Source organism: Allobosea sp. UC22_33 (assembly GCF_042700715.1).
In the GTDB taxonomy this organism is placed as follows: Bacteria; Pseudomonadota; Alphaproteobacteria; order Rhizobiales; family Beijerinckiaceae; genus Allobosea.
On sequence record NZ_CP170556.1, the window covers coordinates 1,653,298 to 1,679,847 of the forward strand.

Annotated in this window: 24 protein-coding genes; 17 read left to right on the forward strand and 7 right to left on the reverse strand. The window is 67.3% G+C overall.

Annotated features, from left to right (window positions below; genetic code table 11):
- Nucleotides 1-3: 3 nt before the first annotated feature.
- The 3 genes from ACFJGT_RS07895 to otnK are packed head-to-tail and all read right to left on the reverse strand — an operon-like array spanning nucleotide 4 to nucleotide 2,701.
- The gene (locus ACFJGT_RS07895) at nucleotides 4-753 is read right to left on the reverse strand and encodes an SDR family NAD(P)-dependent oxidoreductase (RefSeq protein WP_377847594.1); all 750 of its coding nucleotides are present in this window, start codon (nucleotides 751-753) and stop codon (nucleotides 4-6) included.
- Nucleotides 754-770: 17 nt separating this feature from the next.
- Nucleotides 771-1,436 (reverse strand): class II aldolase/adducin family protein, encoded by a 666-nt coding sequence (locus ACFJGT_RS07900; protein WP_377847596.1) that lies wholly within the window; start codon nucleotides 1,434-1,436, stop codon nucleotides 771-773.
- Nucleotides 1,433-2,701, reverse strand: a complete 1,269-nt coding sequence (gene otnK, locus ACFJGT_RS07905) for a 3-oxo-tetronate kinase (RefSeq protein ID WP_377847598.1) — start codon at nucleotides 2,699-2,701, stop codon at nucleotides 1,433-1,435. The genes ACFJGT_RS07900 and otnK overlap by 4 nt, the downstream gene beginning before the upstream one ends.
- A 299-nt stretch (nucleotides 2,702-3,000) precedes the next feature.
- Between otnK and ACFJGT_RS07910 the strand changes: the two genes are divergently transcribed.
- Nucleotides 3,001-3,861: a transketolase gene (locus ACFJGT_RS07910; protein WP_377847601.1), complete on the forward strand. Its 861-nt coding sequence runs from the start codon at nucleotides 3,001-3,003 to the stop codon at nucleotides 3,859-3,861.
- A complete protein-coding gene (locus ACFJGT_RS07915) occupies nucleotides 3,858-4,856 on the forward strand; it encodes a transketolase family protein (RefSeq protein WP_377847603.1) in 999 nt (332 codons plus the stop codon). Before ACFJGT_RS07910 ends, ACFJGT_RS07915 begins: the two co-directional genes overlap by 4 nt.
- On the opposite strand, the gene ACFJGT_RS07920 is transcribed toward ACFJGT_RS07915, so the two are convergent.
- Nucleotides 4,823-5,581 carry a GntR family transcriptional regulator gene (locus tag ACFJGT_RS07920; protein ID WP_377847605.1) on the reverse strand — a complete coding sequence of 253 codons (759 nt, stop codon included), beginning with the start codon at nucleotides 5,579-5,581 and terminating at the stop codon, nucleotides 4,823-4,825. The two genes, ACFJGT_RS07915 and ACFJGT_RS07920, sit on opposite strands and share 34 nt — an antisense overlap.
- A gap of 168 nt (nucleotides 5,582-5,749) precedes the next feature.
- Between ACFJGT_RS07920 and ACFJGT_RS07925 the strand changes: the two genes are divergently transcribed.
- The 6 genes from ACFJGT_RS07925 (at nucleotide 5,750) to ACFJGT_RS07950 (ending at nucleotide 12,349) form a co-directional block, all read left to right on the forward strand.
- Entirely contained in the window at nucleotides 5,750-6,850 is a 1,101-nt protein-coding gene (locus tag ACFJGT_RS07925; RefSeq protein ID WP_377847607.1) for an ABC transporter ATP-binding protein, read from the forward strand.
- Entirely contained in the window at nucleotides 6,847-7,716 is an 870-nt protein-coding gene (locus ACFJGT_RS07930) for an ABC transporter permease (protein ID WP_377847610.1), read from the forward strand. Before ACFJGT_RS07925 ends, ACFJGT_RS07930 begins: the two co-directional genes overlap by 4 nt.
- Nucleotides 7,713-8,549 (forward strand): ABC transporter permease, encoded by an 837-nt coding sequence (locus tag ACFJGT_RS07935; RefSeq protein WP_377847612.1) that lies wholly within the window; start codon nucleotides 7,713-7,715, stop codon nucleotides 8,547-8,549. The genes ACFJGT_RS07930 and ACFJGT_RS07935 overlap by 4 nt, the downstream gene beginning before the upstream one ends.
- A gap of 43 nt (nucleotides 8,550-8,592) precedes the next feature.
- Nucleotides 8,593-9,681 carry an extracellular solute-binding protein gene (locus ACFJGT_RS07940; RefSeq protein WP_377847614.1) on the forward strand — a complete coding sequence of 363 codons (1,089 nt, stop codon included), beginning with the start codon at nucleotides 8,593-8,595 and terminating at the stop codon, nucleotides 9,679-9,681.
- 66 nt (nucleotides 9,682-9,747) lie between these two features.
- Nucleotides 9,748-10,074, forward strand: coding sequence for a hypothetical protein (locus ACFJGT_RS07945; protein ID WP_377847615.1), 327 nt, complete (start codon nucleotides 9,748-9,750; stop codon nucleotides 10,072-10,074).
- Between the two features lie 13 nt (nucleotides 10,075-10,087).
- Nucleotides 10,088-12,349, forward strand: a complete 2,262-nt coding sequence (locus tag ACFJGT_RS07950) for a N,N-dimethylformamidase beta subunit family domain-containing protein (RefSeq protein ID WP_377847618.1) — start codon at nucleotides 10,088-10,090, stop codon at nucleotides 12,347-12,349.
- 18 nt (nucleotides 12,350-12,367) lie between these two features.
- On the opposite strand, the gene ACFJGT_RS07955 is transcribed toward ACFJGT_RS07950, so the two are convergent.
- Nucleotides 12,368-13,162, reverse strand: a complete 795-nt coding sequence (locus ACFJGT_RS07955) for a shikimate dehydrogenase family protein (RefSeq protein ID WP_377847620.1) — start codon at nucleotides 13,160-13,162, stop codon at nucleotides 12,368-12,370.
- A gap of 21 nt (nucleotides 13,163-13,183) precedes the next feature.
- Nucleotides 13,184-14,425, reverse strand: coding sequence for an aminotransferase class III-fold pyridoxal phosphate-dependent enzyme (locus tag ACFJGT_RS07960; RefSeq protein ID WP_377847622.1), 1,242 nt, complete (start codon nucleotides 14,423-14,425; stop codon nucleotides 13,184-13,186).
- 149 nt (nucleotides 14,426-14,574) lie between these two features.
- Here ACFJGT_RS07960 and ACFJGT_RS07965 point away from each other — a divergent pair, with 149 nt between their 5' ends.
- The 3 genes from ACFJGT_RS07965 to ACFJGT_RS07975 are packed head-to-tail and all read left to right on the forward strand — an operon-like array spanning nucleotide 14,575 to nucleotide 18,087.
- The gene (locus tag ACFJGT_RS07965; protein WP_377847624.1) at nucleotides 14,575-16,170 is read left to right on the forward strand and encodes an ABC transporter substrate-binding protein; all 1,596 of its coding nucleotides are present in this window, start codon (nucleotides 14,575-14,577) and stop codon (nucleotides 16,168-16,170) included.
- Between the two features lie 22 nt (nucleotides 16,171-16,192).
- On the forward strand, nucleotides 16,193-17,209 hold the full coding sequence (locus tag ACFJGT_RS07970; protein ID WP_377847626.1) for an ABC transporter permease: 1,017 nt from the start codon (nucleotides 16,193-16,195) through the stop codon (nucleotides 17,207-17,209).
- Nucleotides 17,206-18,087: an ABC transporter permease gene (locus ACFJGT_RS07975; protein WP_377847628.1), complete on the forward strand. Its 882-nt coding sequence runs from the start codon at nucleotides 17,206-17,208 to the stop codon at nucleotides 18,085-18,087. The genes ACFJGT_RS07970 and ACFJGT_RS07975 overlap by 4 nt, the downstream gene beginning before the upstream one ends.
- Nucleotides 18,088-18,252: 165 nt before the next feature.
- Here ACFJGT_RS07975 and ACFJGT_RS07980 read toward each other — a convergent pair whose 3' ends face one another.
- Complete coding sequence (locus ACFJGT_RS07980; RefSeq protein WP_377847630.1) at nucleotides 18,253-19,251, reverse strand: helix-turn-helix domain-containing protein; 999 nt, start codon at nucleotides 19,249-19,251, stop codon at nucleotides 18,253-18,255.
- Between the two features lie 272 nt (nucleotides 19,252-19,523).
- Between ACFJGT_RS07980 and ACFJGT_RS07985 the strand changes: the two genes are divergently transcribed.
- From ACFJGT_RS07985 to ACFJGT_RS08010, 6 genes are all read left to right on the forward strand, one after another.
- Nucleotides 19,524-20,291 carry a transporter gene (locus ACFJGT_RS07985; protein ID WP_377848945.1) on the forward strand — a complete coding sequence of 256 codons (768 nt, stop codon included), beginning with the start codon at nucleotides 19,524-19,526 and terminating at the stop codon, nucleotides 20,289-20,291.
- Nucleotides 20,292-20,529: 238 nt separating this feature from the next.
- Nucleotides 20,530-21,327 carry a hypothetical protein gene (locus ACFJGT_RS07990; RefSeq protein ID WP_377847632.1) on the forward strand — a complete coding sequence of 266 codons (798 nt, stop codon included), beginning with the start codon at nucleotides 20,530-20,532 and terminating at the stop codon, nucleotides 21,325-21,327.
- Nucleotides 21,328-21,367: 40 nt separating this feature from the next.
- The gene (locus ACFJGT_RS07995; protein ID WP_377847634.1) at nucleotides 21,368-22,201 is read left to right on the forward strand and encodes a phosphatase PAP2 family protein; all 834 of its coding nucleotides are present in this window, start codon (nucleotides 21,368-21,370) and stop codon (nucleotides 22,199-22,201) included.
- Between the two features lie 163 nt (nucleotides 22,202-22,364).
- Nucleotides 22,365-23,378, forward strand: coding sequence for a DUF1254 domain-containing protein (locus ACFJGT_RS08000; RefSeq protein WP_377847637.1), 1,014 nt, complete (start codon nucleotides 22,365-22,367; stop codon nucleotides 23,376-23,378).
- A gap of 192 nt (nucleotides 23,379-23,570) precedes the next feature.
- A complete protein-coding gene (locus ACFJGT_RS08005; RefSeq protein WP_377847639.1) occupies nucleotides 23,571-25,328 on the forward strand; it encodes a mechanosensitive ion channel family protein in 1,758 nt (585 codons plus the stop codon).
- Nucleotides 25,329-25,514: 186 nt separating this feature from the next.
- Nucleotides 25,515-26,537, forward strand: coding sequence for an ABC transporter substrate-binding protein (locus ACFJGT_RS08010; RefSeq protein ID WP_377847641.1), 1,023 nt, complete (start codon nucleotides 25,515-25,517; stop codon nucleotides 26,535-26,537).
- The last annotated feature ends 13 nt before the right edge of the window (nucleotides 26,538-26,550 follow it).

Consider the following 26,550-nt stretch of genomic DNA (forward strand, 5'->3'; position numbering starts at 1 on the left):
CCGTCAGCCTGCCGCAGCGCTCTTCGGCAGGCGCGGGGTGCGGAGGCCCGCCGTTTCGCCGCCGTCGACGGTCAGGACGGCGCCGTTCACATAGCTCGACGCCTCCGACAGGAGCCAGGCCGCGACATCGCCGACCTCGCCCGGCGTGCCGAGCCGGCCGGCCGGTATGCGCAGTTCGAGCTGCTCCAGCCGCAGCGGATCGGCCAGCACCTTGTCCATCATCCGCGTCGCGATCTGCCCGGGGCAGATCGCGTTGAAGCGGACCTCCGCGCCATATTCGAGCGCCAGCGCCTGGGTCATGGCGATCACCGCGGCCTTCGAGGCGCAATAGAGCGCAAGGCCTTCCTCGCCGGCGCGGCCTGCCACGGACGCGATGTTGACGACGGCACCTTTGCCCGCTCGCAACCCTGCGAGCGCATGGCGTGTGAACAGGAAGGCGCTGCGGGCATTGGCGTTCATCACGGCATCCCAGTCCGCGATCTCCGCTTGCGCGAAATCCATGCGCCGTCCGAGACCGGCATTGTTGACGAGGCCGTGCAGGCGTCCGCCGCCGAGATCGAGCGCGGCCTCGACGGCGCGGCGGCAATCCGCCTCGTGTGTCACGTCACCCTGGACGAAATGCGCGCCCGGAGTGGCCGCGGCGAGCGCTTCGCCGGCCTCACGGTCGCGGCCCGTGAAGACGACGCCGCGCGGTGCCAGCCGCTCAACGCAGGCCCGGCCGATGCCGTGGGTGCCGCCGGTAACAATGATCATGTCGTATCCTTGAGGGTTCAGCTATTCGCCAGGCGGGCGCGACCATAATCGGCATAGCGCGCGAGCACGATGTCCATCTCGTCCGTCGTCAGATGCACGATCTCGCCGGCCTGGCGCGCAAGACGATATTGCCGTGCCAGCATCTCCAGCTTGACGGTGCGCGCGAAGGCCTGCGCCAGGGTCGCGCCGATGCAGACCATGCCGTGATTGGCCATGAGGCAGGCGCTGTATCCGGTCTTCAAGGTCGCGACGACGCCCTCGGCCAGGGCCGTCGTGCCGAAGGGAGCATAGGGTGCGCAGGGCACCTCATGCCCGCCGAAGGAGGCGACCATGTAATGGAACGGGGGAATCGGCCGGCGCAGGCAGGACAGGGCCACGCAGGAATCGGGATGGGCATGAATCACCGCCTGCGCCAGGCCCGCGGCATAGAGGCCGCCATGGATCGCCCATTCGCTCGACGGGACGCCCTGCGAGAGCGCGGTGCCGTCGAACCGGGTCAGGACGAAATCCTCGGGGGCGACCGTCGCCCCATCGGCGCCGGTCGGACTGATCAGCATGTGCTCGCCCCAGCGAATGCTGATATTGCCGGCATTGCCGAGGCTGAGGCCCGAGCTCTCGATGCTGCGGTAGATCCGGCAGAGCTCGACGCGGGCCTCGCTTTCCTGCATCGCGGAGCCGCTCATCGCCGCTCACCCCGCTCCATGCTCGCCAGCATCGGCAGCAGCATGTCTTCGGGGCCGAGCTTGCCGGATTTCAGGCAGAAGGCGAGGGGCTTCGCCCCATCGGCCAGGGCTTGCGAGACACCCGGCGCGCGATAGGCACCGACCTGCAAGGTCCGGATGCCGAGCCTGTCGAGCACGGCCCCGGAGGTCTCGCCGCCGCAGATCAGGAAGCGCGTCGTGCCGGCCTCCCGGAACGCTTCCGCCAGCCGGGACAGGATCTCCTCCGCCAGCGAGGCGGCGGCGCGCTGCCCCAGGCGGGCCTGGGCTGCGGCGACTGCCTCGGGCCCGGCGGAGGTTGCGATCGCGATCGGGCCATCGCCCAGGCGCGGCAGCCCCCAGGCCATTGCCTCGGCCACGATCCGGTCGGCATCGCCATCCGCGAGGTCGAGCATCAGCACCGGCCGCTGTTCGCCGAAGACCTCGAGCTGGCGCCGCGTCCTGTCGGCGCAACTACCGGCCAGCACGACGGCCGGGCCCGGAACGGCGGGGAGACTTGGGGCGCCGGGTTCGGACGCGACGAGTTCCCGCTCGCGCCAGAGCGGCGGATAATAGGCGGCGACCGAGGAATTCCCGGTCATCAGCGGCCAATCCACCGTCAGCGCCGCCAGCGCTGCGAGGTCTTCGGGCACCGCTGCGTCGGCGAGCGCGAAGCCGATTCCGCCGGCTATGAGCTCGCCGCAATGGCGCTGCATCGCCTCCAGCCCGGCGCGTACGATCTGCTGCGGGATGAGCCCGACCGGCGTCGCGGTCTGCTGCCTGAGCACGCGCACCAGGTCCGGATCGGTCATCGGCGTCAGGGGATCGTGACGTTTCGGCGATTCCGAGATCAGCCGGTCGTCGGCGAAGAGATGCCCCTGGAAGACCCGCCGGCCTGCTTCGGGAAAGGAGGGGCAGAACGCGGTCAGCCGGCTTGCGGTCAATTCACGCAGGATGTCGGCGCAGTTGCCGATATTGCCGGCCGGGGTCGAATCGAATGTCGCGCAATACTTGAAGAAGATCTGCCGCGCGCCTTGCTCCTTGAGCCAGGTGCCGGTCCTGCGGATATCGGCGACCGCCACGGCCGGATCGGCGACGCGCGTGCGCCGGCCGATGACGATGGCGGGGTGTTCCGGCTTGTCCGGCAATTCGGTCGCAAAGGCGCAGGGAACGCCCGCCGCGACGATCATCGCCGCCAGTTCCAGGCCACCGGTCAGATCATCGGCGACCGCGCCGAAGACGAGGTTCATCGTGCCTTCTCCCCCAGCGCCTGTGCCGGTCGAGCCCGTGTCCCGGGCCGGGCGGCTGGCGCGCCTCTCGCCTGTTCGCACCGGATGGGCCGGCTGGCCGTTCCATCCGCGCCGGCTCCAGAGCCATGCTCGGAAGCGAGAATGGCCCTAGTTCCTTGTTTTATCGCATTTTCTTCGAGCGAACCGGCATTCGCTCCGCTCGACAATGCTCTGGACGCGATTTGAATATATCATATAGTCATTGTCGTCCATGGGCCGAAGAGCCTCGAACGGGAGGGTGTCATGAAGGACCGGTGCCGATGAGTGCCGTGGCCGATCGTCAGCCGGCGCTGCGCGTTCGCGATCCCGGCGAACTCTCCGAAATCGCCCTGCGGCTCCGGCGCAAGGTCATCGAGATGGTGGCTCCGACCGGGCAGGGCTATGTCCAGCAGGGGCTCGGCGCGGCGGATCTCTTCACCGTGCTCTATTTCGCGGAGCTCAGGCTCGACCCCGCCGATCCCGACTGGATCTCACGCGACCGACTGCTGCTCTCGACGGCGCATAACACGGCGATCTTCTACGCCACGCTGGCCGAGCGTGGCCTCGTCCCGGTGGAGGGCCTCCCCGGTTACTGCAAGGATGGCTCGCCCTTCGAGGTCAATGCCTCCGAACGTCTGGGCAGCGTGATCGAGGCGACCTGCGGCTCGCTCGGCCAGGGGCTTTCGGTCGGGATCGGCATGGCGCTGGCCGCGCGCCGCCGGGGCGACGGCGCCCGCGTGTATGTCGTTCTGGGCGATGGCGAGCTGCAGGAGGGACAGGTCTGGGAGGCGGCGCTGCTCGCCGGCAGCCTCGGCCTCGACAACATCTGCCTGCTCATCGACGACAACCGCATGCAGGTCGAGGGGCATGTCGATCAGGTGGTCAAGCTGGAGCCGATCGGCGGGAAGTTCGCGAGCTTCGGCTGGGCGCAGCACATCATCGACGGCCACGACATTCCCGCGCTGCTGGCGGCGCTCGACGGGGCACGGATGACGGCCGGCAAGCCGACCTGCCTCGTCGTCCGCACGCTTCCCGGCAAGGGTGTGCCGGCGCTGGAAGGCATCCTGGCGCATAACCTGAAATTGCCTGCCGATGTGGCCGCTGCCGCGCTGGCCGCGTTGTCCAGCGAGGATGCAGCATGACGAGCGCCATGACGGACGCGCTGACGGTTCAGGACTTCAACCAGCGGGGCGCGGCAGCCGCGCCCAACCGCAAGTTCTACGGCGAGACGCTGCTCGACCTGGCGCGGCGCGACCCGCGCATCGTCTGCCTGACCGCCGACCTGACGCTCTCGACCGAGACGGACCTCTTCCGCGATGCGCTGCCGGAGCGCTTCCATCAGGTCGGGATCGCCGAGGCCAATATGGTCGGTCTCGCCGGCGGCATGGCGCGGAGCGGCGAAATCCCCTTCGTGCACTCCTTCTGCGTTTTCGCGACACGGCGCTGCTACGACCAGATCGCGATGCAGGTCGCCTATCCCAGGCTCAACGTGAAGATCGTCGGCGTGATCCCCGGGCTGACGACGATGCTCGGCGTTTCCCACCAGGCGATCGACGACATCGCGCTGATGCGGGCTTTGCCCAATATGACGGTGATCGAACCGAGCAACGCCGCCGCCGTGCCCGCGGCCGTCCGTGCCGCCGCCGCTCATGACGGGCCGGTCTATCTGCGGCTGAAGCGGGCCGACGGGACCGAGGCCGGCATGGTCGAGCAGGACGGGGCGATGCCCCTCGGCAAGCTGCGCCTGCTGCGCGCGCCGGGCGAGGGGCTCATCCTCGCCTGCGGCCTGATGGTCGAGCAGGCCTTGCTGGCCGCCGACCTGCTCGCCACTGAGGGGATCGCGGTCGGTGTCGCAGATGTGCCGACGCTGAAGCCGCTCGATCCCGCGATCGCCGGGCTAGCCGCCGGCCTCAGGGCGGTGGTCACGGCCGAGAACCATTCGATCATCGGTGGCCTCGGCAGCGCCGTGGCCGAGCTGCTGATGGAGCAGGGCGTCAGGACCGGCTTCGCACGGGTCGGCGTGCGCGACGTCTTCGCCGAAGGCGGAACCACGCCCTATCTGTTCGAGCGCTACGGCTTGACCGCTGCGGCGATCGCCCGCTCTTACCGCGAAGCGCGGGAGCGTGCCGGGGGCTGAGCGGCCCCTTCGCGGCTCATGTTACGGGTGTCGCCACCCGCTTTCAGAAGCTCGACCAGCTTGAGCCCGCCCTGGATCATGTCCGTCTGGACGGCCTCGCGAACGCCGGCGGCATCGCGCTGCTGCAGCCGTTCGAGGATGCGCAGATGCTCGTGCGGCCCCGGATAGGTCGGGCGCGCATGCGGGTAATGGTAGTTGAGCAGCGGCCCGTTGCGCATCCAGATGTCGTCGAGGATGGCGAGGAGCTCGGGCATCTCGGCCGCCTCGTAAAGGCGGTGGTGGAAGCGCCAATTGGCCCGCACCGCGTCCGACCAGCGTCCTTCGTCCTCGGCCAGCGCCAGCTCCTCGTGCAGCACCGTCATCTGCGCGATGCCCTTCTCGCTGATCTTCGGCGTCGCGCTCTCGGCCGCCAGCCCTTCGAGGAACAGCCGGATCTGCCGCAATTCGAGATATTGCGGCAGCGACATATGCGCGACGATGATCGAGCGGCCGTCGATGAGCTCCAGCGCCCGCGCACGGACAAGCTGCATCAGCGCCTCGCGGATCGGCGTCTCCGATACATGCATCGAGGCGGCGAGATCGCGGATCTTGAAGCGGTGGCCCGGCCAGAACCGGCCCTCCATCAGCGCGACGCGCAGATTGTTGTAGACGATGCGGGTCAGGCTATCGCGCGCCACCGGCTCGATGGTGCCCCCCTGCAGAAAATTGTCTTCGGCGTCCGTCACGCTGTCCTGTCCTTCGCCGAGGCTTAAAACTCGCTGCATCAGCCATAAAGCAAATCGCGGGGCCGTGGAACGCGCAACGCAGGCGTGTCCCGGTGCTGCTGCATAGCTCGGAAACCGGCTTGCCAAGTTCGATATATCAAATAACCTACATCAAAATGAAGGGGAACGATGTTGCGGCCTGTCGACGCGTTCAGCCACTCGGTCGGGATCGAGGTCCGTGACGCCGTCAAGCGGTTCGGCGCCGTCACAGCGGTCGATCACGTCTCGCTGGCCGTGGAGCCCGGCGAGTTCCTCGCGCTGCTCGGGCCGTCCGGATCGGGCAAGACGACGATCCTCATGGCGATTGCGGGCTTCGAATATCCCGACGAGGGCCGCATCCTCGTCGGCGGCGAGGATGTGACCTGGATGCCGCCGAACCGGCGCAATCTCGGCATGGTCTTCCAGAAATACACGCTCTTTCCGCATATGAGCGTGCTGGAGAACATCGCCTTTCCGCTCAAGATGCGCGGAGTCGGCCGCGCCGAGCGGGAGGACAGGGCGCGCCAGGCGCTCGCGACCGTCAGGCTGGACGGCTTCGGCGAGCGCAAGCCCTCGCAGCTTTCCGGCGGCCAGCAGCAGCGCGTCGCGATCGCGCGGGCCATCGTCTACAAGCCGCGCGTGCTCCTGATGGACGAGCCGCTCTCCGCCCTGGACAAGAACCTGCGCGAGGAGATGCAGATCGAGACCAAGCATCTGCAGCGCGAGATCGGGGTCACCGTCGTCTTCGTGACGCATGACCAGACCGAGGCGCTGACGATGGCCGATCGTGTCGCCGTGCTGGACCACGGCCGGCTGCAGCAGATCGGCACGCCGCATGCGCTCTACGAGGCGCCGCAGAGCGCTTTCGTCGCGGGCTTCATCGGCGAGACCAATTTCATCGCCGGGACCGCGCAGGCGGCGGCCGTCGCGGGTGCGCAGACGGCCGTCGGGCTGGGCGAGGGGCGTGCCGTCCCCGCGACAGCGGTGGGTGATGTTGCGCCCGGTGCCGCGGTTCGCGTCGCGGTCCGGCCGGAGCGGCTGGCCCTGACCGCGGCGGGCGAGGGGCTGCTGGCCGCGCGCGTGCAGGAAGCGATCTATGTCGGCAACGCCACGACATTGCTGCTGGCGACGCCGGAGCGGCAGGTCCTGAAACTGCGCCTGCCTGCGGGTGCCTCCGTGCCGTCGGTGGGCGATGCGGTGGGTCTGAGCTGGGCCGCCGCCGATGCCCGCGTCTTCGAGGGCGCGCCATGACGGCGCGCCCGAACGCCTGGCTGCTCGGCGGGCGCCACTACAGCACGGCGGCGAGCCTGGCGCTGGCTGCGCCGTTCCTCGTGCTCGCGCTGGTCACCTTCATCCTGCCTTTGGCCTCGCTGCTGCACGAGAGCCTGTTCCTGCCGACGCCGACCCTGACCCATTACCAGCGCGCCCTGACGGAGCCGGTCTATCTGCGCGTCATGCTGCGCACCTTGCGGATCGCCGCCGCGGTGACCGTCCTGACGCTGATCCTGGCCTGGCCGCTGGCCTGGGTCATGGCGCGCAGCAGCGGGCTCAAGCTCGCGATCCTGATCGCCTCCGTGCTGCTGCCGCTCTGGACCTCGGTCCTGGTGCGCACCTATGCCTGGATGGTGCTGTTGCAGAAGAACGGCGTCGTCAACCAGCTCCTGATCGGTTCCGGCATCGTCGATCAGCCCCTGACGCTGCTCTACACCGAAGGCGCGGTCGTGCTCGCGATGAGCCATGTCCTGCTGCCCTTCATGGTGCTGCCGATCTATTCGGCCCTGCGCGGCATTCCGGAGGATTACAGCCGCGCCGCGCAGATGCTGGGCGCCTCCGAATGGGCGACCTTCCGGGAGGTGATCTTCCCGCTCTCGCTGCCGGGCGTGACCTCGGGCTGCCTGATGGTGTTCCTGCTCGCGCTAGGCTTCTTCGTCACGCCGGCCCTGGTCGGCGGTCCCCGCCAGATGATGATCGCCACGCTCGTCTCCCAGCAGGTGCGCGAGATGCTGGACTGGTCCTTCGCCGGCGCGCTGGTCGGGGTGCTGCTCGCCTTCGTCCTGCTGCTGGTGCTCATTTTCAAGCGGGCGGTGCGGCTCGACCGCTTCGTGGGGTCGGCATGAGCGCGCCCGCCCGCCACGCGCCGCCCCGCAATGTCGGCCGCGCGACGCTCGGGGCCGCCGCCTATGCGGTCACGGTTTTCCTGCTGCTGCCGACGCTGGTGATCGCGCCGATGTCGGTCGGGCCCGAGCGCTATCTGCGGTTTCCGCCCGCCGGCTTCTCGCTGCGCTGGTACGGCGAATATTTCGGCGATGCCGACTGGATCAACGCGACGCTGTTCAGCCTGGAGGCGGGCATCATCGCGACGCTCGCGGCGACCGTGATCGGGACGATGCTGGCGCTGGCGCTGGTGCGCGGCCGCCTGCCCGGCAAGGGCGTCGTCGAACTGCTCGTCATCGGCCCGGTGATCGTGCCGCATATCGCGCTTGCGGTCGCGATGTTCCTCGTCTTCGAGCAGCTGCGCCTGACCGGGACGCTGCTCGGCTTCGCGATGGCGCATACCATCCTCGCCCTGCCTTTCGTGGTCTTCACCGTTCTGGCGGCCCTCTATCGTTTCGACGTGGATCTGGAGCGGGCCGCCTTGTCCTGCGGCGCAGGGCCGTTCCGCACCTTCCGGCATGTCACCCTGCCGCTGATCGCGCCGGGCGTGGTCTCGGCTGCGCTCTTCGCCTTCATCATCTCCTTCGACGAGGCGGTGGTGTCGTTCTTCATCTCCAATCTCGACCGCAAGACCCTGCCGCGGAAGATGTTCGAGGACATCGACTACAACGTCTCGCCGACGCTGGCCGCCGTGGCGACCATGCTGACGCTGCTCACCATCGCAGCCCTGGTCGGCAGCCATCTCGTCAAGAGCCGGCTCGACCGCCGCACCCGGACCGACCCGCCCAGTTCCTGACAGCCGATCCGCATTCCGAAGGCCAAACAAGGGGAGCCTCGCGATGACTACCGACAGCAAGATCTCGACGACACGGCGCCAGGTGACTCGGCGTAAAGTCCTGGCAGGAGCACTTGGCGCCACGACCCTGGCGATCGGCGGCCGTGCGCTCGCCCAGTCCCAGGAGGTGATCGTCGCCACCACCGGCGGCCTGATGGAACGCAGCCTGCAGGAGCATTTCTACAAGCGCTTCGAGGCGCAGACCGGCATCAAGGTCCGCTCCGTCCCGATCGAATTGCCGGATCAATGGGCGCGCGCCCGTGCCGGCCAGCGCAGCGGCAACATCCCCTTCGACGTCGTGACCGCGACGCCCCCGGACCTGATCCAGCATGCCGACATCCTGGAGCCGATCGATTGCGCCGGCCTGCCCGGCATCGTCGCCCATGCGCTGCCGAATGCCTGTTTCCCGCGCGGCATCATCCGCACGGCGGGCGGGATGGCGCTGACCTGGAGCAAGAAGGCCTTTCCGAATGGCGGGCCGCAATCCTGGGCCGATTTCTTCGACGTCCAGAAATTTCCGGGGCCGCGCTCCCTGCCGGATACCGGCGACCGCGAATGGTGGGTGCCGCTGGCGGCCCTGCTCGCCGATGGCGTCGCGCCCGACAAGGCGTTCCCGCTGGATATCGACCGTGCCTACAGGAAGCTCGACGCCTTGAAGCCGCAGGTCGCGGCCTGGTGGAAGAGCGGCGACAACGCGATGCAGATCATGCGCGGCGGCGATGCCGTGATGATGATGGTCTATTCCAGCCGCTCGGTGCCGCTCGCCAAGAGCGGCGATTTCGACTTCACTTGGAATCAGGCGATCCGCGACGTCGGCAACTGGGCCGTGCTCAAGGGCAGCCCCAATGTCGGCAACGGCATCAAGTTCCTCGATTTCTTCGTTCAGGACGGCAAGGAGCATGTCGCTTTCAGCGAAAAGGTCTCCTTCGATTCCAACAACCGCGAGGCGCCGAATCTGGTGCCGCCCGAGGAGCGCCGCTTCCGCCCGTCCTGGCCCGAGAACTGGTCGCGGCTCGTCATCGCCGATTACGACTGGATCGCCGCCAACCGGAACGCCCTGCGCGAGCGCTGGGTGACCTGGCTGACCAAATAGGCCGCACGCGCCATCGGCCGGCGCCGCCTTCGCGACGCCGGCCATCATGCCGAGGTTTCAAAGCCGATGCTCGTAAACTATTCCGACGCCGCGCACTGGCCCATCGATCCGTCCCGTCAGGATCTGGTCGAGGAGATGCGGGCGCGGCCCCGTGGCCCGCACAGCCACGATCTGCAGCGCCTGCTGCACCGCATGCGCTGGACCGGGGTCGGCAAGCGCCATGTCCTGATCACCCTCGATCCGGGCCGCCGCTGGATGCTGGCCCGCCTGCCGGGACGGCGCGGCGCCGCGATCGAGACCTTTCCCAATCGGGTGTTCACCAGCCTGGCGGAGGCCGAATGGGCCGTCTTCGCCATCCGCTGGGAAGCGCTGACCGGGCAGAAGCTGGACTGAAGGGCCGCTCCTCATGAGAGATACCACCGCCGTCCTCGGCTATGCCTGGCCGCTCGTCGTCTCGCCGGGCGAGGCCGTCTCCTTCCATCTGTCGAGCCCGAGCCTGAAGCAGGCGCAGGCGCGGATCGTCCGGGTGCGCTGTGCCGATCCCGATCCGGACGGGCCTGGCCTCAAGCTGAGCGAGCCGGGAACCGCGATCGACGGGCCGGTCGCCCTGCGCGACCAGCCGATCCATCCGGGCTCGGCGGCGATCATCGCCGACAAGCCCGCTCTCGCGCCGGCAAGCTTTTCCGTCGGCTGCTTCATCTGGCCGACGGCCCCGCTCGATGGCGCCCAGACCATCCTGTCGCGCTGGCGCGGCGATATCGCTCAAGGCTGGCGGCTCGGCCTGGACGAGGGCGGCCATCTCGTCTTCGCGGTCGCAGGCGCAGCCGGCGGCGCGGAACTGCGCTCCGCGAAAGCCGTGATCGAGCGGGAATGGCTCTTCGTCACCGCCAGCTACGATGCCACGACGGGGCGGATCGGCCTGACCCAGCGCAGCCTCGATCCGCAGGCCGGCCGCGACCGCAGCGGCGCCCGCGAGGGCAGGGCGCCTGCCGCGCTAGGCTGGCCGGCCGACACCGCGCTGGTCTTCGCGGCGCACGCTCTGGCGGGCGGTGCCGATCCGCTCACCGGCGCCCATTACGACGGCAAGATCGACCGCCCCCGGCTGTACCGCGAGGCCCTGCCGGAAGACGCCATGCGACGGGCCTGCGAGATGCTGGCGCCGCCGCCGGCCGATCCGGCGCTGGTCGGCGCCTGGGATTTCACGCGCGAGATGGCGGGCGATAGCGTGCGCGACGTCTCGACCAATCGCCTCGACGGCCGGCTGCGCCATATGCCGATGCGCGCGATGACCGGCGCCAATTGGGACGGCTCCGTGGTGCAATGGCGGGAGCGGCCCGAGTTCTACGGCGCGATCCATTTCCATCGCGACGACATGGCCGATTGCGGCTGGGCGCCGGACCTGACGCTGAGCGTGCCGCAGGACTGGCGCAGCGGATTCTATGCGCTGAAGCTGACGGCGCGCGAGGGCAGCGACGATCCGGTCGAGAGCTATGTCTCCTTCTTCGTCCGCACGCCGCCGGGGCAGGCGAAGGCAAGGCTCGCGCTCGTCGCCTCGACGGCGACCTATCTGGCCTATGCCAACAGCGCGCTGCGGCTCGACCAGGTCCATGCGGAGGCGATGCTGGAAGGGGTGATCGCGCTGTCGCGCGACGACGCCTATATCCAGGAGCATCGCGAGCTCGGGCTGTCGACCTACGACACGCATAGCGACGGCAGCGGCTGGTGCTATTCGACCGCCAAGCGGCCGATCCTGAACATGCGCCCGCTCGGCAACACCTTCAACTACGTCAACGACACGCATATCATCGACTGGCTCGAGGAGCTCGGCTTCGACTACGACGTCATCACCGATTGCGACATCGACCGCCACGGCGCGCAATTGCTCGAGGCCTATGCCTGCGTGATCACGCCGTCGCATCCCGAATATTACAGCCTCAACATGATCGAAGCCTTCGATGCCTATCAGCGCGGCGGGGGACGGCACATCTATCTCGGCGGCAACGGCTTCTACTGGCGCATCGCCTGGCATCCGAGCGAGCCGCACCAGATGGAGATCCGTCGCGGCATGAGCGGCCTGCGCACCTGGGAGGGCGAGGCGGGCGAGAACGGCCTCTCCTTCACCGGCGAGCCTTCCGGGCTCTGGCGCACGCATGGGCGGCCGCCGCAGCGGCTGGTCGGCGTCGGCTTCGACGCCCAGGTCTTCACCCGTTCCTACCCCTATGAATGGCTGGAGGACGCGCGCGATCCGCGCGTGAGCTGGCTGATCGAGGGCATCGACCTCACCAAGCCGCTCGGCGATTTCGGCCTGCGCGGGGGCGGGGCCGCGGGACTGGAGGTCGACCGCATCGAGCCCTCCCTGGGGTCGTCGCCGCAGATTCTACGCCTGGCGACGGCCGACCGGCTCGACTATGGCGGCGTCCCGACCCTGGAGGAATTGCGGACGCTCCACCGCGGGGTGATGGGCGACCAGAACGCGTTGGTGCGCGCCGATCTCGCCTTCTTCCCGACGGCGGCCGGCGGGGCGGTGTTCGCGACCGGCTCGATCGCTTGGGCCTGCGCATTGACCTGCAATGGCTATGACAACTCGGTCAGCCAGGTCACCGGCAATGTCCTGCGCCGCTTCCTCGATCCGGCGCCCTTCGCCGGCTTCGACGATCCGGATCGGTGAAGGGCGACAAGCGGCGCTTCAGCCCAGCCCGACCAGATCGGAGGCGGCCCGGAGCTGGGCGAGCAGCATCGCCCGGCCCGGCACGGTGCGGCAGCCGCGCGCCGCAGCGGCTGCGAGGAAGGGCGTGACGGCCGGCGTCATCACCACCTCGGCCGCGACTGCGGTCGATGGCAACCTGTCGGCCGCGAGCGGCAGGGGATCGCTTTCGCGCATCCCGAGCGAGGTCGCATTGACGGCGATGTCGCAGGCGGCCGGATCGCCGTCTCCCGCCTCGACGCGGCAGCTTGGATAGGCTCGCGCGACGGCAGCGGCCAGCGCCTCTGCCTTGTCCGGGGAGCGGTTCGCGATGGTGAGCGTAGCGGCGCCGGCCTCCGCCAGCGCGAAAGCGATCGCGCGCCCGGCGCCGCCCGCACCGGCCTGCAGGATGCGCGCCCCCTTGAGGGTGACGCCCGCCTGGAGAAGGCCGCCGACGAAGCCGAGGCCGTCGACATTGTCGCCATGCAGCGTCCCATCGGCGTTGCGCCGGACGAAGTTGACGGCACCGACCAGCCGACCGCGCTCGCCGACCGAGTCCAGCAGGTCGATCACGGCGATCTTGTGCGGGATCGTGACGCCGAACCCGGCGACGTTGCGCAGCCTCCGGAGCGTTCCGATCAGGACCGGCAGGTCCTGCGGCGCGACATGGAGCGGCGAGACCGCGGCATCGATGCCACGGCCGGCGAAATGCTCGTTGAGCAGGGAGGAGCCGATGATGTGAGCCACCGGATCGCCCAGGATGAAGAGGATGCGGGTCTTGCCGGTGATGGGCTGCATGGCGCGGCCGTCGCCCGAGCCTTACGCCGCCGCCCGGTTCCGCGCGGCCACGGCCGCGAGCCCGGCATCGGCGGCGGCCAGCGCCTCGTCGATCTCGGCCTCGCCATGGGCGGCCGAGAGGAACATGTTGTGGCGCGGGTGAAAATAGACGCCGCGCGTGAGCGCGGTCTGGCAGAACAGGTTGCCCTTGGCGAAATCCGCGTCGTCCTCGAACAGGAACAGTGGCATCTGAACCGGGCCGCTCTGGCGAAGCCGCACGCCGTGGCGAGCGGCGAGAGCGTCGAGCCCGTCCCGCAGTCGCCGGCCCATGGCGTCGAGCCGGTCGATCACCTCGCCGCGCCGGAGCACCGTCAAGGTCGCGATTCCCGCGGCCATCGGCACGGCGCCGCACCAGAACGACCCGGTCACAAAGACCTGGGAGGCGGCCTTGCGCAGCCATTCGCGGCCCGTGACGGCGGCCAGCGGATGGCCATTGGCGATCGCCTTGCTCCAGGCGGCGAGATCGGGACGCACGCCGAGCGGCTCCCAGCTTCCGGCGAGATGGAGCCGGAAGCCGGCCCTGACCTCGTCGAGGATCAGCGCGGCGCCCTTGGCGTCGCAGGCCGCGCGGGCCGCCTCGGCGAAGGCGCGCGTCGGCAATTCCTGGTCGCGCGCCAGATCATGGCGATAGGCCGAGACGATGATGCCGGCGAGATCGTCCCCGGCTTCCTCGGCCGCCCTGGCCAGGCTCTCGGCATCGTTGAATTCGTAATAGAGGATATGGGCGCGATCCTCCTCGGTGACGCCGATGACCGAGGGCGAGCACCACGGCACCGCACCGTGATAGGCGCCGCGTGCGACGAGCAGCTTGCGCCGACCGGTCCCGGCGCGCGCGATCGTCGCGCAGGTCGTGGTCGCGTCGGTGCCGTTCTTCTGGAACTGCGCCCAGTCCGCATGCGCCACCGTGTCGACGAGCAGTTCCGCAAGCTCGACCATGGCTTCCGCCGGGCCGTTCATGCAGTCGCCGAGCCGTGCCTGGCGCTCCGCGGCCGCCTCGACCTCGGGATGGTGATGGCCGAGCAGGTTCGGCCCCCAGCTGCACATGAAATCGAGATAGGAGCGGCCATCGACATCCCACAGGCGGCAGCCCTCCGCCCGCGCGAAGAATTGCGGGTAGCCCTCGGGCAGGCGATTGGCGTGCAGATGCCCCCACATGCCGCCCGGGACGACGCGCAGGGCTCGGTCGCGAAGGGCCGCGTCAGCGGAGTTCTTGACATCGGTCATGGCTGTCCTCCATGATTTGATATATCATATAGTAAGATTGACTTGGCAAGAGCTTTCGTGTCGCTTGGGAGAGGCCGCGCGGCGCGGTCTGTGCAGGGCGGGCGGTGCCGGGTCCGAGGGTCCAAAAAACAGAGCGGGAGGGTTTTGAGATGCAGGCAAGCTGGCTGAGGACATCCCTGGCGCTGGGCGCCGCCGCCCTGTCGCTGGCGGCCCTGACGGAGCCGCTTCGGGCGGCCGACACGCGCCCGCTCGTGGTCGCGCGCAACATGGATATCGTCTCGCTCGATCCGGCCCGGTCCTTCTGCGACACCTGCCAGATCTATCTCTCGGCCGCCTACCAGACGCTGGTCACGCTCGGCCCCGACAACAAGACGCTGGTGCCCCATCTCGCAACCGCCTGGGAGGTCAGCCCCGACCAGACGCGCTTTACCTTCAAGATCGCGCCCAATGCGGTGTTCGCGGATGGCACGCCGGTCACCGCGGCCGACGTCGCCTGGTCGCTGATGCGGCTGAAGCACATGAAGGCGGACGCCTCCTTCCTGATGGACGCGCTGAGCGCGGTGGAGACCCCCGACGACAAGACGGTCGTGCTGCGGACCGCCCAGGCCAATTCGGAATTCCTCCAGATGCTGGCCTCGCCCTATGCCGGCATCATCAACCGCAAGCTCGCCGAGGCGAACGGCGCCAGGAGCGGCGAGAACGCGGGCAGCACCGATCAGGCCGATGCCTGGTTCTTCGCCAATTCCGCCGGCAGCGGACCCTACAAGCTCGCGCTCTATCGCAACGGCGACCAGCTGCGCCTCGTCGCCAACGAGAAGTTCTGGGGCACGCCGGCGAAGATTTCGGAGGTCATCGTCAAGCAGATGCCCGATGCGGTGTCGCAGCTTCAGGCCCTGCAGGCCGGGGCCGCCGACGTCGCGATGCAGATCGATTCCGACACCGCCGCCTCGAGCAAGGACCCCAATCTCGTGCTCGAGTCGGTGCCGAGCTACAACTTCATCTATCTGGCGCTCGGCGTCGGCGCCAAGGCCAATACGGTGCCCTTGACCAAGCCGGTGCGCGAGGCGATCGCAGCTGCGATCGATTATCAGGGGCTGATCGAGTTCACGGTCGGCGGCAAGGGCAAGTTCCAGCCCGTCGCGATCCCGAACGGCTTCCCCGGCAGCCATGATCTGCCGGCGCCGAAGCAGGACCTCGCGCTTGCAAAGGCCAAGCTCGCCGAAGCCGGACAGCCCAACGGCTTCGCGATGAAGGCGGCTTTCCCGGGGGTGAACTCCTACGGCGTCGATCTCTCGCTGATGATGCAGAAGCTGCAGCAGGATCTCGGCCGCGTCGGCATCAAGCTGGAGCTGGAGCCCGTCACCTTCGCGGTCTGGCGCGAGCGCGTCGCCAGCGAGGGCATCCCGATCACCGCCTCGTATTATGCGCCGGACTATTTCGGCACGGTGCAATACGTCCAGTTCTTCTCGATGATGGAGGGAAGCTCCTGGTCGAAGCGCGCGCATGCCACGAAGGTGGAAGGCGTCATCAACGCCAGGGAAGGCGAGCTCCTGAAGAAGGCTCTCGCCGCCGGCCCGGCCGACAGCGACAAGATCTTCCGCGAGATCGCGCTCGAGATGATCGGCGACAAGGTCATCATTCCGGTGGTCAGCCCCGACCTGATCCTCGCCGCGCGAAAGGGCGTGACCGGGGTGCGCTACAGCGCCTGCTGCAATCTCGACCTCAGCCAGGTCGGGCGCCAGTAGCGTCCACCCGCCGGGAGAGCCCATGCTCAGGGTTGCATTGCAGCGATTGGCGATGATGCCGTTCCTTCTGCTCGGCATCATCACGGTCGCCTTTTTCCTGATGCAGGTGACCAAGGGCGATCCGCTCGCCGCGCTGATCGGCGAGCGCCAGATGAACAATCCCGTCGTGGTCGCCGCCGCCAAGGAGCGCTGGGGGCTCGATCGCCCCCTCGCCGAACGCTACCTCGTCTATGTCGGCAACCTCGCGCGCGGTGACATGGGGACGTCCTTCCGCACGCGCCAGCCGGTCGCCTCCGACCTGGCGCAGCGATTGCCCGCGACGCTGGAGCTGGTCATCGCGGCGGTTCTGATCGGCGGCGGCGTCGGCACGGTTCTCGGCCTGGTGGCCGCCAGGATGAAGGACCGGGCGGCCGACACCGCCATCCGGATCTTCGCGCTCGTAGGCTCCTCGGTGCCGATGTTCTGGCTCGGGCTGATCGCGCTTTTCATCTTCTTCGCCACGCTCGGCTGGGCTCCCGGGCCGGGGCGCCTCGACACCCGTTCGCTGCCGCCGCCTTTCGTGACCGGCTTCTTCACGATCGATGCATTGATCGCGGGAGACGGCGCCAAGCTGCGCGATGCGCTGGCTCATCTCGTGCTGCCCGCCTTGATGCTGGGCTGGACGGTGGTCGGGATCGTCGCCCGGCTCGTGCGCGCAAGTCTCATCGAGGTGCTGACGCAGGACTATATCCTGGTGGCCCGGGCCAAGGGGGCAGGGGAGGTGCGCGTGCTGGCGATCCATGCGCTGCGCAATGCCCTGATGCCGACATTGACGATCCTCGGCTTCACCTTCGCCTATCTGATCACGGGTGCGGTCCTGACGGAGACGATCTTTGCCTGGCCGGGGATCGGTTCCTATGCCGTCGAGGCGGCACGGACGCTCGACCATCCGGCGATCATCGGCGTCACTATCGTGGGCGGTGCGGCCTTTCTGATCACGAACCTCGTCACCGACATCGCCTATGCGTTCGCGGATCCGCGTCTGCGGGACCGCCGATGACAGTCGCGACCGATCCCTCGGCCAGCGGAAAGCGGACCGGCCGACGCAGGCTCTTCCATCGATTCGCACCCGGCGGCGCGGCGCGCTGGACATTGCTCCTGGCCCTGGTGGTGATCGCCGCCTGGATACTCGTAGCGGCGACGATCGATCTCTGGACGCCCTATGATCCGGTCGCGCTGGCGGGGCGCCGGCTGCAGCCGCCGAGCATGGCGCATTGGCTCGGCACCGACGCGCTGGGGCGCGATGTCCTCATCCGCACGCTCTATGGCGTTCGCTTCTCGCTGCCGGTTGCGGCGGGCGTCCTCGCCGTGGCCGTCGCCATCGGCTGCGCGATCGGGGCTTTTGCCGGCTATGTCGGGGGGCTCGCAGACGGAATCCTGATGCGCCTCGCCGATATCACGCTGTCATTCCCGGCGATGCTGCTCGCCATGGCGGTTGCCGCCACGCTCGGGCCGGGGCTGCTCAACGCCGGCATTGCCATGGTCGTGGTCTGGTGGCCGATCTATGCGCGGCTGATGCGAGCTCAGGTCCTCGCCGTACGGTCGCTCGAACATGTCGAGGCGGCGGTGGCGATCGGTGCGTCACGGCAGCGCGTCCTGTTCGGCCATGTGCTGCCGCTGTGCTGGACGCCGATTCTGGTCAATGCGACGGCCGATCTCAGCCAGATCATCCTGCTGGTGGCGGGGCTCAGCTTCATCGGCCTGGGCGCGCGTCCGCCGACGCCGGAATGGGGCCAGATGGTCGCGGAGGGCGCTACCAGTTTCTACAATTGGTGGATTGCGGCGGGGCCCGGCCTTGCGATCTTGTCGCTATCGCTGGCGTTCAGCTTCATCGGGGACGCGGCACGCGATCTCCTCGACACCCGATCGGGGAACTAGAGCGTTTCCGGCGGGCGTTTCAAGCCCTCGGCCTATCCTCGCAAGAGGCGCTGATTACGTAGTGACGTCAAATACATCGGTGTTTGCAGCCTCATCCTGAATGGCGCGCTATTTCCCACCGGGGCCGGATCGCGCCAAGAACGGACTTGGCAAGGCGAAACGTCTTCAGCCCAGCCGCGACTGCTCGCGAAACTGACGCGGCGTGACGCCCGCCATCCGGCGAAAGGCGCGGCTGAAATGCGCCGGATCGGTGTAGCCGGAGGAAAAGGCGACGTCGATGATCCTGCAATCGGTGTCGCGCAGCAGCCTGCTCGCATTCTCGTATCTGACGGTGTCGAGGAGGTCCGAATAGGAGAAGCCGAGATGGGCGAGCCTGCGTTGAAGCGTCCGTGTGCTGAGGCCCGCGATCTCGGCGACGTCGGCAAGAGCGGTTGTTCCTTCATCGAGATAGGCCGGAAGCATCAGCTTGAGAAGGTCGACGATGTCGTAGGCGGACGGGCCGTCCTCATGGTCGCGTGGCAGCGCAAACGAGGCGGTCGAACGATTGGGGAGGCCGAGCAGCATGGTCGGCACGCTGATCCAGGCGGCATGCTGGCCCGACAGAAACCGGACATTCGGCCAGCTGGAGCGCGTCGCAGGGCTTGGCCCGTAAGACGATTCAAAGCCGATCGCTGCCGGCATCCAGTCTGACCCTGCGAATTGCCTGACGATGTAGACCGAGAAGATGTTCTGGATCCACTGCGCGTGTTTCAGATGCAGGAGCCATGGCCCGGTGAGCCTGCTGCAGACCCGCACGTGATCCGTGTCGTGTTCGATCCACATGCTCAGGATGGTGTCTTCTCCCGACGCCTCGCGGCAGGCATGCCGGAGCGCGACGAGCAGCGTCGGGGAATGCGCGATCAAGGCCCGCGTCTTTTCCCGGATATGGGAGAAATGCAGGCGCCGGGCGGCGAGAAAGCCGAAATCCTCGATATCCTGGCTTCTCTGGGCGGTCTCGACGAAGCGCAGTGCCGGCAGGAGCGGCAGGTAGAGCTCGCTCTTCTCGGCCAGGGATGATGGCAGCCGCGACCTCTCCAGGAGCGTCTCCGTCGGTGCACCGATCTCGTCGAGGATGCTGACGAAGGGCAGCAGGAACTGGCCGCGCGTCAAAGGGATATCAGCCATCGGATCGCACCGTTGTCATCGGGTCAGCATGTCCGCAGGCCGGACCTCCGGGTGAATCGCACCCACCGAGGCAGACTAGCCGTTTGCGGGTGGCGCGGAATGGCAAGACTGACAACCTGTCCATGCACCAGATGCTCCCGACAGAGGGCGTCGGCTGATCCGAGCGAATCCGCCGCATGGAGCCTCCCGACCGGGGATTGAGGAGTTCTTGAATGCTGTCGAGAATCGACCGGCTGGCTGTGTTCACGGCCTTTGCATTCGTCGGTCAAGGCATGGACTTGATCGGCACCGGCGCCGCACAGGCGCAGGACGCGACAGCCGATCTGGCGAAAAAGCTCAGCAATCCCGTGTCGTCGCTGATCAGCGTGCCCTTCCAGTTCAATTACGACCGGGGCTTCGGACCGAACCGTGGCGACCGGAAAACACTCGACATCCAACCCGTCATCCCGTTTTCGTTGAACGCGGACTGGAACGTCATTTCCCGGACCGTCGTCCCTGTCATCTGGCAGCACGACATCGCAGGCCCCTCCGGCAACCAGTCCGGTCTGGGAGACATCACCCAGAGCTTTTTCATTTCTCCGGCGCAGCCGACTGCCGGTGGGATCATCTGGGGGGCGGGTCCCGTCTTCCTCCTTCCGACGGCGACCGATGATCTGCTCGGAGGCGGCAAGTTCGGGATGGGCCTGACTGCCGTCGTCCTGAAGCAGGAGGGTGCATGGACGGTCGGCGCGCTTGCGAACCACATCTGGTCCGTCGCGGGGAACGGAGACAGGTCCGACATCAGCTTGACCTATCTGCAGCCCTTCATCTCCTACAGGACATCGGACGCCTGGACGTTCACGCTCAATACCGAGAGCACCTATGACTGGAAGGCCGAACAATGGTCGGTGCCCGTCAACGCCCAGGTTTCGAAGCTTGTGAAATTTGGCCAGCAGCCGGTGAGCCTCTCTGCGGGCGTGCGCTATTGGGCGGCCGCGCCGAAGGGCGGACCGCGCGGCTGGGGCCCCCGCGTGGGGCTGACATTCCTGTTTCCGACATAGGTGCAGTCGGCGATGCCGCGCCGGTTCGGCCGCGTCGCAGGGAACCGACGATCTCGCACCGGGGGCGATGCAGGGGATCGAGAGCAGTCGCGCGCGATTGGCGCGAAATGGCAAGACGAGCAGGCTCCCCATGCACGAAATGCTCGCGACGACATGCGCCGGCCGTTTGGCCGCGATCACGGGCCGTCGCGAACCGGAGCGTTCGTGCAGGCGCTGGCAGGGCAGGGGACAAGCAGCAATGTCAGGCGCAACGGCGCGCTATCTCGCTATCGGCTCGATGTCGGCTTGCCTGTGCGGGCCGGCTTGGGCGTCCGACCTCCGGCAGCCCTACGCGCCGCCGTCGCCCATCCTCGCGTCGACACCGAGCTTCTCGGTCACCAGCTATGTCTGGGCGACTGCGATCGACGGCAAAAGCGCGACGCTGCCGCCGCTGCCGGCTGCGGATATCAGCCTGCGCTTCCGCGACGTGCTCAAGGAGCTCAACGGCGCGCTGATGGCATCCGCCGAGATGCGCATCGACCGCTGGAGCGTCCTGGTCGACGGGCAATTCTCGCAGGTGACGACCGGCGGCGCTTTGCCCGGCCCCTTCTTTTCCGCGCTGAAGCTGCGCTCGCAGACCACGACCCTGCAGGGCTCCGTCTTCTACCGCGTCCACGAGGATGCCGTCTTTGCGCTGGACGTGGGCGGCGGCGTCCGGTTCTGGAATCTCGACACCAAGCTCGAAATCCTGCCCGGACTCGCCAACCTTCGTATTGACGACCGCCAATCGCAGATGTGGGCCGACCCGATCCTCGGCGCCCGCCTCGGGATAAAGCTCGACGGTCCGTGGAGTCTGACGGTGGCGGGCGATATCGGCGGCCTCGGTGTCGGCTCGCGCCTGACCTGGCAGGCCTTGGGCAGCGTCAACTATGCGTGGAACGAGAAGCTGACGCTGAAAGCCGGCTACCGGGCGCTCCATGTCGATTATCGCAATGGCGGCTTTTCCTACGACGTGACCCAGCACGGACCCGCCGTCGCCGCAACATACCGGTTCTGACCGGATCTTCATCAATTCAGCCATGCCGTGGGGAATGGGAATGCCGACGACCGAGACTGCGATGCGGACCGCGCATCTTGCCCTGCTGGCATGGTTCGCGCTTTGCGGGCAGGCGCTGGCACAGGCGGGCGAGGCCCAGCCCAAGGTCACCGACCCGCATTTCAAGATCGCGCCGGGCTATCTGAAGCGGTCCGACCTGCCGGACAGCCTGGCCCTGCTCGGGCCGCCGCCTGCGGCGGATTCGGCTGCGCTCGCCCGGGACGAGGAAGCACGCAGGGCGACGCTCCCCCTGCGAAACACCGAGCGCTGGACGCTCGCCCGGACCGACGCCGACCTCGCCTTTCCGCAGGCGGCCGACAATTTTTCCTGCGCGATGGGCGTGAAGATCGACGCCCGGCAGACCCCGCGCCTCTACGCGATGATGCAGAAGGTGCTGTCGGATTTCGGCCTCTCCACCTATGGCGTGAAGAACAAGTACAACCGGGTCCGCCCCTTCGTGGTCCATAACGAAGCGACCTGCCGGGCGGATCAGGAGGCCATTCTGCGGAGCGACGGCTCCTACCCCTCCGGTCACACGGCCGCCGGCTGGGGCTGGGCGCTCGTTTTCGCGCAGATCAATCCCGAGCGCTCGAACGAGTTGCTGAAGCGCGGCCTCGCATTCGGGCAGAGCCGCGTGATCTGCGACGCGCATTGGCAGAGCGACGTCGATGCCGGACGGATCATGGGCGCCGCGACCGTTGCGCGACTGCAAACCGACCCGACCTTCCTCGCCGATATGAAGGCCGCGAAAGCGGAGGTGAAGGCGGCGAAGGCGAAACGGCTGCCCTCGACTGCCGAATGCGCCGCGGAGGCTGCGGCACTATCCGCACGCTAACCGGGCCGGGGCGCTGCGGCGCCCTGCCGGGCTTCGGTTCGCCGCCGGACTTCTGGCAGGGCGGCCATTCCCTGCCGAGGCGATTTCTCGAAATACGGGCGCAGACCCGGTCGGTCCTGCCCGACGAGCAGATGGATCAATGACACCAATGAGGTTCCCTTCGATGCGAATGATCTGGGTCTACGGCTTGAGTTTCCTGGCTCTCGCGCCATGCGTGGCGTCCGCGCAGCCGGCTGCGGTCAATGTCGACAATTTCAAGCGAGCCGAGTCCGATTTCTATATGGCCAAGACGGTCGAGGCGGGTGCTCTCGGCAGGTTCGTCCATAACAGGACGCCGACGCCGATCGACAAGCAGCCCGTGGTCCGGATGAACCGGGATACGCTCTACTCCCAGGCGGTTTTCGATCTCGATGCCGGCCCGGTGACCATAACCCTTCCAGAGGCCGGCAAGCGCTTCGTCTCGATGCAGGTCATCAGCGAAGACCACTACACCCCGATGGTGGTCTACAAGCCCGGCCGCACGACGCTCACCCGGGACAAGGTCGGCACCCGCTATGTGTTCGTCGCGGTCCGTATCCTTGTCGATCCCAACGACACCAAGGATCTCGCACAAGTGCACGCATTGCAGGATGCGCTGAAGGTGCAGCAGAAATCGGCCGGCAAGTTCGAGGCCCCGAACTGGGATCTGGCTCAGCAGAAGAAGATCCGCGAGGCGCTGGAAACGCTCTCCGCTGCATCGGGCGACTTCAGCAACGCTTTCGGCCCGAAGGGCAAGGTCGATCCGGTCAAGCACCTGCTCGGCACCGCGTCCGGTTGGGGCGGCAACCCCGACAAGGACGCGTCCTACCCCTCGGTGACCCCGGCCAGGAACGACGGCAAGACGATCTACAAGCTCAGGCTCAAGGATGTTCCGGTCGACGCGTTCTGGTCGATCAGCGTCTATAACGACAAGGGCTTCTTCCAGAAGAACGATTTCGACGCCTATTCGGTCAACAGCATCACCGGCACGAAGAGCGCTGACGGCGCGATCGACATCCAGTTCGGCGGCTGCGACGGCAAGATCGCGAACTGCCTGCCGATCACGCAGGGGTGGAATTACACATTCCGGCTCTACCGACCCCGTGCCACGTATCTGAACGGCACGTGGAAGCTGCCGGTGGCGCAGCCTGCGTCGTAGATGGCCATCCGCCCGGGCCGCCGCGGTTGCGGTTCTGTCCGGGCGGTAGCGGGCGCTCTTATGCCGGACACCTAAACACTCTCCACGCCGGGCAACCGTTTGGCGTGGGCAGCCTCGTATCGGCGATTTCCACGCGAGACAGAGATCATGACTGCCGTTTCAGGGGCCGACGGGCTCGAGGCCGTATCCGCGATGCTCCATCGTTTCTCCATGCTGATCGAGGACGGTCTGGCCGCGCGGTTCTCGGGATGGCAATCGTCCGGTGGGGCGTGGCACGATTTCGTCCAGGGTCTCGAAGCCGCTGGATATAGCCCCGCGCTGCTGGCCCTCGGCATTGTCGCGATGTGCCTGATGGCCATTGCCGCGACGGCCCTGCTTGCCGGCGCGATCATCGGCAGATCGAGGGCGCGGCCGCTCCTGTCCGCCGTGGCCTGGTTCGCGGCCGCCCTGCTCGTGGTGCTGGCGTCCTGGATCCTGCTGCTGAGCGTCGTCTCCGATCCCGTGCTCCGCCAGGTCTTGCTGAATTGCGTCGTGATCTCGGCCGCAGGGACGGTGATATGCGTCCCCCTGGCCACGGGGCGCCGGTCGATCTTCCGGTCCTGGCGGCGCGATCTCGCAGTCGCCATCGGAATCGCGTCCGGCGGCCTGGCGATACTGGCCTGCCTGCGCATCTGGAATGCGGCTGATCCGCTTCGCGATCTCTTCGCGACATTCGGGGTGTCTCTGCCGTTCACGGTCCTGGTCTCGGCGGCGTATCTGCGCCATCGCAGGCCGGTGGCGAAAGCCCTGTCCTTCGGCAGCAGGCCGGGGTCGTTCCGCCGGAAGCTGGCTGCGATCTGGCCCTGGATTGCGGTCGCGATTGTCATCTTCGCCTTCGTCTTCATCCAGCTTGACCTGACTATCGGCCGGCCGACGCGCGGCGGCTTGCTGCTGATTTCGCTTCTTCTCGCTCTTGCCGGCCCCCATCTCGACGTCGCCATCGAAAGGCGCGGCTGGCAGGCGGCTCGCTCGCAGGGAGGCGAACTGACAGGTGCGCTGTGGCGCACCTTCCGCATCGTCGCCGCCTCGTTGATATTCGCGGTCCTGGCGATCCTTTGGCTTCTGCCCATTCTGGATGTGGCCGGCATTCCACGAGGGGCCGTCCTGCTGAAGGCCGCCGAGATCCTGATGCTCGTGCTGGTCATCGCCTTCTGCTGGAACTGGGTGGCGATCATGGCCGCGCGCATCAGGCCTCATGCGCCGGGCGACCAGCACGTCACCACTGCAGTGATCGGCACACGGCTGACGACCGTCGGGCCGCTGCTTGTCGGCCTCACCAAGGCCGCGCTTCTGACGCTGGGGTCTCTGACCGTCCTGGTCATGCTGGGCATCAATGTCTGGCCGTTGGTCACCGGCCTCTCCATCTTCGGCCTGGCGATTGGTCTCGGCTCCCAGACCCTGGTCAAGGATGTGGTGGCCGGCCTGTTCTTCCTCGTCGACGATGCCTTCCGTCACGGCGAGTACATCGAGACCTCGGGGGCCAAGGGCACCGTCGAGAGAATCTCGTTGCGCTCGGTCTCCCTGAGGCATCCGCGGGGCCCGGTTGCGACAATCCCCTTCGGTCAGATCGGGAAGATCCTGAACTTCAGCCGTGAATGGGTCGTCGAGAAGATGATGTTCCGGGTGGCTTTGGACACCGATGTCGAAGCCGTTCGAAAGCTGTTCAAGAAGATCGGGCAGGAGATCGCCGAAGATCCGGAACTGAACGCCGATCTGATCGAGCCGTTCAAGAGCCAGGGCATCGCCGCCCTCGAGGAAGGCACGCTGGTGATCCGCGGCAAGTACAAGGCCCGGGCCGGTCGGCAATTCCAGATCCGCAAGGCGATCCTGTCCAAGGTGCGGACCACGCTGGCCGAGAACGACATCAAACTGGTTCCCAAGCCGCTTCACGTGCCGCAGATGGACAGTTGAAGCTCAGGTCTCTCGAAGCGAATGCCCGGGTTCCACCTGACCCTGGTGCCAAGGCAAGCGTAAGTAGCCTGACACAGCAAGAAACGGCGTGAGTTTAGAATCAATATAATGTTTGGCGATCAGCTAGTGCTTCGCCTGCAGGACGGTTAAGGACTTCCCGCATAGCAACATTGCCGGGAAAAACGCGTGCGTCCTTTCAAATCGCTCCTGGTCGCGCTTGCGGTTTGCGCCGTGGGTGGACTGACGAATCCGCTGGCTGCGGCTCCGACGAGCTACCCGCTGACCCTCGACAATTGCGGGGCGAAGGTCACCTTCCAGAAAGCGCCGCAGCGCGCCATCGGGCTCGGCCAGAACAGCGCCGAGATCATGCTGCTGCTCGGATTGCAGGACAGGATGGTAGGCACGGCCTTCTGGCCGAGCAAGGTTCTGCCGCAGCTTGCGGAAGCCAATGCCAAGGTGAAGCTCCTGACCGTGGAGTTCCCCACCTTCGAGAGCATGCTCGCCGAGAGGCCCGATTTCGTCGCGGCGGCACTTCCCACCCTGCTCGGCCCGAGCAGCAAGGTCGCCAAGCGTGAGGATTTCGAGCGCGTCGGCGTGCCGAGCTATCTCTCGCCCAGCACTTGCCTGGAGACCAGGGGCAGCAAGGACGCCTATGGCAGCCGTGCCCAGCTCTGGAGCATGGAGGCTCTCTATCAGGAGATCGACGAGCTCTCGCGGATCTTCGACGTCGCGGATCGCGGCCAGGCCCTGATCGCCGATTTCAAGGCGCGCGAGGCGGCACTGCGCGCCAGCGTGACGCCGGGCGACAAGAAGCTCTCCTATGTCTTCTGGTTCTCCAGCCCGTCTCCCTCGGCCGATGCCTATCTCGGCGGCAAGAACGGTGCGTCCGGCTTCATCGCCGACCTGCTCGGCGGCCGCAATGCCATCGCTGCCGAGGCCGAGTGGCCGACGCTGGGCTGGGAAGGCATCATCGCGGCGAAGCCGGACGTGATCGTCGTCGCCAGCCTCGATCGCAACCGCTGGGAGCTCGACAAGCCCGAGGCCAAGATCAAGTTCCTGACCACGGACCCTGCCGTCAGCCAGCTCGCAGCCGTCAGGAACAAGGCGATGGTGATCATGGACGGGCAGGCGATGAACCCGACCGTCCGCACGATCTATGGCGCCGAGCAGGTCGCGCAGCAGCTGAAAGCGCTCGGCCTGCTGAAGTGACCTCGGAGAATGG